This is a genomic window from Bifidobacterium mongoliense DSM 21395 (genome assembly GCF_000741285.1).
GTDB lineage: Bacteria > Actinomycetota > Actinomycetes > Actinomycetales > Bifidobacteriaceae > Bifidobacterium > Bifidobacterium mongoliense.
This window is the reverse complement of the sequence record NZ_JGZE01000002.1, coordinates 241,671-248,261: the sequence shown is the minus strand read 5'-3', so window position 1 is coordinate 248,261 and position 6,591 is coordinate 241,671. Positions and strand designations below refer to the sequence as shown.

General features: G+C 59.0%; 6 protein-coding genes and 3 pseudogenes. 5 read left to right on the top strand and 4 right to left on the bottom strand.

All coding sequences use genetic code 11. The annotated features are described in order from the left end of the window. A pseudogene (locus tag BMON_RS10315) lies at nucleotides 1-295 on the bottom strand (transposase); the annotation flags it as partial. 59 nt (nucleotides 296-354) lie between these two features. Here BMON_RS10315 and BMON_RS09450 point away from each other — a divergent pair. The 3 genes and pseudogenes from BMON_RS09450 to BMON_RS10645 form a co-directional block, all read left to right on the top strand. Continuing rightward, nucleotides 355-1,014 carry an NUDIX hydrolase gene (locus tag BMON_RS09450; RefSeq protein ID WP_081882796.1) on the top strand — a complete coding sequence of 220 codons (660 nt, stop codon included), beginning with the start codon at nucleotides 355-357 and terminating at the stop codon, nucleotides 1,012-1,014. Nucleotides 1,015-1,032: 18 nt separating this feature from the next. After that, a pseudogene (locus tag BMON_RS02320) lies at nucleotides 1,033-1,284 on the top strand (glucose-1-phosphate thymidylyltransferase); the annotation flags it as partial. A gap of 124 nt (nucleotides 1,285-1,408) precedes the next feature. Then, nucleotides 1,409-1,675: pseudogene (locus BMON_RS10645) on the top strand (P-loop NTPase fold protein); the annotation flags it as partial. A 34-nt stretch (nucleotides 1,676-1,709) separates the two neighbouring features. Here BMON_RS10645 and BMON_RS10310 read toward each other — a convergent pair. After that, complete coding sequence (locus BMON_RS10310; protein ID WP_033513672.1) at nucleotides 1,710-2,192, bottom strand: glycosyltransferase family 39 protein; 483 nt, start codon at nucleotides 2,190-2,192, stop codon at nucleotides 1,710-1,712. Between the two features lie 367 nt (nucleotides 2,193-2,559). After that, nucleotides 2,560-3,423 carry a dolichyl-phosphate beta-glucosyltransferase gene (locus BMON_RS02310; RefSeq protein WP_051917783.1) on the bottom strand — a complete coding sequence of 288 codons (864 nt, stop codon included), beginning with the start codon at nucleotides 3,421-3,423 and terminating at the stop codon, nucleotides 2,560-2,562. A gap of 320 nt (nucleotides 3,424-3,743) precedes the next feature. Here BMON_RS02310 and BMON_RS02305 point away from each other — a divergent pair, with 320 nt between their 5' ends. Beyond that, complete coding sequence (locus tag BMON_RS02305) at nucleotides 3,744-4,154, top strand: VOC family protein (RefSeq protein WP_033513670.1); 411 nt, start codon at nucleotides 3,744-3,746, stop codon at nucleotides 4,152-4,154. Nucleotides 4,155-4,392: 238 nt separating this feature from the next. On the opposite strand, the gene BMON_RS02300 is transcribed toward BMON_RS02305, so the two are convergent. After that, on the bottom strand, nucleotides 4,393-5,130 hold the full coding sequence (locus BMON_RS02300) for an MgtC/SapB family protein (RefSeq protein ID WP_152595820.1): 738 nt from the start codon (nucleotides 5,128-5,130) through the stop codon (nucleotides 4,393-4,395). Nucleotides 5,131-5,275: 145 nt separating this feature from the next. On the opposite strand from BMON_RS02300, the gene BMON_RS02295 reads away from it, so the two are divergent. Next, on the top strand, nucleotides 5,276-6,586 hold the full coding sequence (locus BMON_RS02295; RefSeq protein WP_162176685.1) for a sugar ABC transporter substrate-binding protein: 1,311 nt from the start codon (nucleotides 5,276-5,278) through the stop codon (nucleotides 6,584-6,586). Nucleotides 6,587-6,591: the final 5 nt, after the last annotated feature.

Here is a 6,591-nt window from a genome sequence, read left to right as displayed (position 1 = left end):
TCGACCGACTCCTCGCGGCGACGGTAGCGTTCGATAACCGCCGACTCGAGACCGCCCCCTTGAGCTTGGCACCCTCACCGCCATCTTTCCGGCCTTGAGTGTCAGTTCACGCTCGTAATGACCGGCACGATACGCTTCCTGCCACCGGAGCGCTCGTAGCGTGCGGCACCGGTGATCTCGTCGGCCTGAAGCGTCCAGCATCCGGCCCACGGATCTCGGTGACCTTCTGGGTGACCATGCGATCCAATTGGGTCTCGAACATGGCTTGGTTGACTTGTATGATTGTATCGGGCATGGTTCTGTCGCCTGCTTTTCTAGAGCGGTTAATGGTCTGGCGACTGAAATCGTACACAGGTGACAAGCCATGCTCCACCACCTCAAAAAGCACCCACCAATTTGCGCAAAAAACCGGACGTTATCCAAGGTGGTGCTTCATTTGCAGTGCAGGCTGTCCACACCACCATCCGGGCGACCGGGGAACCGTTAACGTTACACGTGGCTTCGGTGAAAGATGGCCGGCCAGGTGCTGTTTGCGCTGTCGTATTACCCGGACATGGTGATGGTCACACCCCAAAGGGTACCCAAGATTTGAGTGATCGTCGTTATCTGCTTGCCAGACATTGGCGGGTCGCGACGAATGAGTGGGAATGGGAATTTCCACGTGGCATGGGCGAATCGGGAGAAACAGTGCAACAGACGGCGGCACGTGAGCTCAAAGAGGAGACTGCGTTGCAGATTTCCGAGGACTCGATTTCGATCCTGCAGATTATTCATGCAGACACCGGAGTCCTTCGTGACGCGATTGCGGTGGCTGAGATTCGACTTGATGATAGTCAGGATTATCTACCATTGGAAGGTTCGAAGAAACCCAACGGGGCCGATTGGGAACTTGACAATTTCCGTTGGGTTGATGTGAAGGCCTTCCGGGAAGCCATTAACCGAGGAGAAATTGTTGATGGCATCACGTTAAGTGCATTTCTCATCTGTGAGTCAGCTCATGAGCTGATGCAGTGAACTGACAGCAACAGCTGCAGTGTGAATCGAGGCTATGCGTGGCTGGACACGGGCACCATGGATTCCCTCTATGAGGCGGGGGAGTTCGTTCGCACGGTGCAGCGCGCCCAGGGCTTGCCGATCAGTGTGCCTGAGGAGGTTGCCTTCGAAAACGGCTGGATCGAGCGCGATCAACTGCTCGAAGTCGCCAACCGATACGGCAAAAGTCCCTACGGCCTGCGCCTGCGCGATGTCGCGGAGCGTCGGATCATCAGTCGGCCGAAGGATTAGTCTGGGCTTTCCGGGAAATCCGGATTCCGTCTACCTCTGCGGTAAGTCCGTGATGTCTTGACGTTGTAACATCGTTCTCTGCAATCCGCCTCGCTCGGCATAATGCGGAGTAGGCTTCTACGGCATGGGAGATACGGCGCAAGACGGTTCTGGCTTCTCGCGGGAGCATCCAATCAAACATGCCAAGGACGATGAATTCAACCGGCAGGAGTATGTATCGGAGTTGCTGAATGCGTTATGGCGGTCCGATGACATAAACGGTCTGGTTGTGGGCATCAGCGGTCCATGGGGATCGGGTAAGACCTCGCTCAAGACAATGCTTGTTGAAGAGATAAACACCGCTCGGGAAACGTCGCAGAGCTTCCACGTTGTTGAGTTTGAACCATGGATGTATTCAGGAAGCGGCAAACCGGTGTCGCTGCTATTTAACGAGGTGGCCGACGATTTATCGCCGAAACGAGGCAGGTCGTGGCGATGCCCATCAGCGCCTGCGGCAGCAGGATGGACAGCGAACTCAGGCCGAGGAGTCTCACCGACAGCGCCATGATCCAGATGGAGGCCGGCGGCTTGTCGACCGTGATGGCATTGCCGGGGTCGAGCGAGCCGAAGAGGAACGCGGTCCAGTCCATCGAGCCCGCCTGTGCGGCTGCCGAATAGAACTCGTTGGCATAGCCGGAGACGGTGAGATTGACGAGGAACACCACGGCGGAGGCCGCAAGCAGCAGGATCAGAAACAGCCGGTCGCGAAGAGTGCGGCGCGGCATGCGGTAGAGCAGCAAGTCGGAGGCGTCGTCCGGCACGCGGCGGGAGACTCGGTGCAATCGCGCCCTTGCGATCGTCGTCGCCGCGGGCATGATGGAGGCGGTCGTGACTGCCGCTTCCGCGGGGACGGGACGCGTTCTTGTCATCGTCGTGGTCCTTCCGTTGATTCCGTTGTCTGCGGCACCATGCTCGGATTCCCCGCCGACTCCGCCGATTCTGTGGATTCTGCGGATTCCGAGGGGCCCGAGGGTTCTACGGAATCGGGGGTGCGAGGCCGGGGCGTTCGGGATGAGGAATCGCGGTCGGTCGGTTCGTTCCCGTTATGCCCATCGGATGCCGGAGGCGCCGCGGCATGGCTTCCTGCATCCTTGCCGACTGCATTCCCATCGACAAGGATAAGCGAGCCGGGAAGCACGCGCTGACCCTGCTCGTCCCACGAGAGCGGGGAATCGTGGGAGAGGCGTCCATGATGGGCGTCGGGGGGTGCTGTGCCTTCGATGGAGAATTCGAGCTTCAGGCGGCGCATTCCCCGGAGATCCTTGGCGACGGTGTCGGGGATGTGTTCACCGTGGTTCCCGGGTCCTCGACCCAATGCACCGGCACTTCCACGAGCCGCATACCCATGCGCTGGGCCCTCATGAGCAGCTCGGTGTCGAAGAACCATTCGTCATCCCGCACCTGGGGGAGCAGGACGTCCGCGGTGGCACGGGTCATCGCCTTGAACCCGCACTGGGCGTCGCGGAATCGCGCCCCCAGATACGTGCGCAGCATCCTGTTGTACGTGCGGGAGATCATCTCGCGCGTCCATGAGCGGGTTACGGACGCATGGGGATCCAGACGGCAGCCGCAGGACAGGTCGGCCTCACCGCGCAGCAATGGGAGGACGAGCTGGCCGGTATGGCGGATGTCGGTGGACAGATCGACGTCCATGTACGCCACGACTCGGGCCCGCGAGGATAGCCAGGACGTCTTGAGCGCGAATCCGCGGCCCTTGCGATCTATGTGCAGCGCACGGACCTGCAGCGGCCGGCGCTCATGCAGGCTGCGGGCGATGGCCCAGGTGGCGTCGGTGCTGGCGTTGTCCGCGATGACGACGTTCCATGTGAAGGGAGCCGCCGTGTCCTGTGCGTCGTCTATCCGTGCGCCGTCCAGATAGGCGAGCAGGGCATGTACGGAGTCCTCCAGTGTCCGTTCCTCGTTGCAGACGGGGAGGACGATGTCGACGTCCGTGGGCCGTGGTCCGCCCAGTTCGATGACGCCATGGATTATGCGGCCCGAGACGCCCGAGGCGGAGATTCCGGTCGTCGATGGGAGGAGAGGCTCGTCCCGAGACGTCTCGGGACGAGCATCATTCATGTGCGTCTGTTGGTCGTTCATCGTTTCCATCACGCCTCCCAGCGCATCTCACGGCTCTGATGCCCGGCTCATATGATGGCCATCATCGTATGGAAGTAACGGAGAAAAACACTGGATGGTCTCTGGGCATTCGCTGATGACGATTCTTGGATGAGGGAACTCCGGGATGGGAACTCCCGGATGATAATCGTGGGACGCGGAAAACACGGGCAGGGGATCCGGGTCCGTTCACCGGGCATGGGGGCAGGGACCGGAATCGATGGAAGGCGGTCCCTGCGGACCATGGTCGGGCGATGGTCATGGCTCCGCGGGAACGACGTTCTCCGTCTAGCGTGGTAGGCATGATCGACCACATCACGCTCAGGGTCAGCGACATCGACCGTTCCATCCGCTTCTACCGTCAGGCGCTCGCCCCTCTGGGATACGTCGTCAAGGCGCATCATGAGCCGACGCTGGGATTCGGCGTCGATGACGGCACTCCTCACGCCGATTTCTACGTTTCTCCGGCGCAGGAGAAACCCGCCGCGGCCGGCGTGCGGCAAGACCCGACCCCGGTCACGCATATCGCCTTTCGCGCCAAGAACCGGTCCGACGTCATCGCGTTCCATACGGCCGCGCTGAAGACCGGCGGCACGGACAACGGCGCCCCGGGTCCACGCGCCTACCATCCCGGATACTATGCGGTCTTCGTGCTCTACCCCGACGGCAACAACATCGAGGCCGTCGTCGATTGGTCGCAGCCGGGTCGTTAGGAGTTCCGACCTAGTCATGATTCTGCTCGATGACCATCGTAAATGAGCGCATCATAGACTGATGCCCTGTGTAGTCATTATGGAGAAAGTAGGATCTCCTCCACCATTTCGCAGATATGCACAGAGATTTCTGAGACGTGTTCTTCCTGGCCGATTTCCGGATATATTATCTCGGTTCGGCCTTAGATGCGGAAAATGTATTGCTGGATATTTGTGCTGTCAACGCTTATCGGATCTTTTAGTCGTTGCCGCGTATTCCGACCACGGAAGTGACTCCTTCCACGGACGTCATATCCTCGATGAGGTCTTCGAGTCCTCGTCCGCGAATCTCGAGGTCAACGGATACTACGCGGTTCGTCGCTTCAGGGCTGTCGCGGACGCTTTTGTCATCGGACGCGTCTGGTCCTCCTCGGGCTGAGAATCCTTCGACGATAAATCCGTGCTGGGCACATGCCGCCAGTATCATGCGAAGCACACCGTGTCCGTCTTCGTAGTCGACGTGAATCGAATCGCCGCTTCCAAAGAACGGTCCGAATCGCCGTCCCAGAAGTGGGAACACGACCACGACGAGAAAGTACATGGCTGTGCAGATGACCGATTGAATCAGTAGTCCGGCTCCGCTGGAGGCGCCGACGGCGGCAGTAAGCCAGATGGAAGCAGCCGTGGTCAGTCCGCGTATCCGAGACCTTTGCATGAACACGACACCCGCGCCGATGAAGCCGATTCCAGATACGATCTGTGCGGCAAGGCGGGATGGGTCAAGTCGGACGAGATTGACGGCAAGGACATCGTTGAAGCCGAACTTACTCAATAGTACGAAAAGCGCCGATCCCAGACCAACGAGAGCATGCGTTCTCGTCCCTGCATCCTTGTGGCGTGCCTGTCTTTCTGCCCCGATTAACGTTGAGAGGAGGAGTGCGGTGAACAGACACAAGGCTTGTCCTCCTAGTGTGTCGGACCATTCCATAGCGTTCATGTAAGACCTTCCTTCCTCGTCGTGAAGACGCTGCGAACAGTGATGTAATAATTTGCAATTATTTACAATTTGCTTTATCAGCATAGTGCAAATCGGCACGGGGGCCAGAATTCGAATTAGGTCCATGGTCGGGATACAAGGCACGATGGACGTGCCTGAGAGGAAAGGATGCGTGATGAGGCGCTTGAAATTGACAATGTGCTCGATGGTGGCGGTTGTGTCGCTAGCCGTTGCGGGATGTGGGGGAGAGTCGTCGCAGTCTGTTTCCTCCACGACGACCGATTCGGGGGCCTCGAGCAGTTCCGGGTCCGTGACGCGGGCGAATGCCGATCTGGTGATCTGGGCCGATCAGAAACGGGCGGACGCTCTGGAAAGCGTCGCCAAGAACTTCGGCAAGAAGAACGGGATCACCGTCGCTGTTCAGGCGGTTGCGACTAATCTTGACACCAATTTCATCACGGCGGATGCGGCTGGCAATGGTCCCGATATTGTCGTCCAAGGGGACGACAAGGTCTCGTCCTTCGTGCAGAACGGATCGATCAAGCCCGTTCAGTTGTCGGAGTCCCAGAAGGACAAGTTCGTCGCCAACTACCTCAAAACGGTGACGTACCAGAACCAGACGTGGGCTGTACCCTATGCCGCGGAAGGCCTGGTGCTCATTCGCAACACCAAACTTGCACCGAACGCTCCCGAGACGTTCGACGACCTCATTTCAACTGGGGAATCGCTCGTCGAGTCCGGCAAGGCGGATAAGCCTCTTGCTCTGCAGGTGGGCGACACGGGAGATGCGTTCCACATGCAGCCTTTATTCTCCTCCTTCGGAGGATACCTGTTCGGCGAGAAGTCGGACGGTTCGGTCGACACCTCCGACATTGGTCTGGACAAGGCAGGAGCAATCGCCTTCGCCAAGGAGATCAGCAAGCTTGGCGAGAAGGGGAGTAAAGTTCTGACCCGATCCATCGACTCCAACAACTCCATCAGCCTTTTCACGCAAGGGCGCATCCCCTATCTGATTAGTGGGTCATGGGCGCTGTCCGACATCAAGAAAGCCGGAATCAGCTATGAGCTGACGACCATTCCCGGCTTCTCCGGGAAAGAACCAGCCCGCCCATTTCTGTCCGTGCAAGCCTTTTATGTGGCAGCGCATGGCAAGAACACCTCGCTGGCCGAGGAGTTCGTTGACAACGTCGTTTCTGAGTCGCAGACCCAGAAGACGCTGTACGATGCCGAGCCTCGTCCGCCGGCATTGAAGTCCCTGCTAAAAACCGAGAGCGCGAAGAATAAAGACACCGCTGTGCTCGCCGAGTCCGCGGCGACCGCAATACCACGGCCGAAGATCAACGGTCTGGTCTGGAGTGATCCTTTGGGCAAGGCCGAAGCAGCGATCATCGGAGGCGCTGACCCGGTCTCCACCATGCAGTCGGCAGCCAAGACAGTGGCGAAGTCGCTGAAATGACATCG

What these genes read in the sequence shown, in the direction of transcription:
- BMON_RS10310 (WP_033513672.1), bottom strand. Translation starts at nt 2,192, where the DNA reads ATGACAAGAACGCGTCCCGTCCCCGCGGAAGCGGCAGTCACGACCGCC.
- BMON_RS02310 (WP_051917783.1), bottom strand. Translation starts at nt 3,423, where the DNA reads ATGAACGACCAACAGACGCACATGAATGATGCTCGTCCCGAGACGTCT.
- BMON_RS02305 (WP_033513670.1), top strand. Translation starts at nt 3,744, where the DNA reads ATGATCGACCACATCACGCTCAGGGTCAGCGACATCGACCGTTCCATC.
- BMON_RS02300 (WP_152595820.1), bottom strand. Translation starts at nt 5,130, where the DNA reads ATGAACGCTATGGAATGGTCCGACACACTAGGAGGACAAGCCTTGTGT.
- BMON_RS02295 (WP_162176685.1), top strand. Translation starts at nt 5,276, where the DNA reads ATGGACGTGCCTGAGAGGAAAGGATGCGTGATGAGGCGCTTGAAATTG.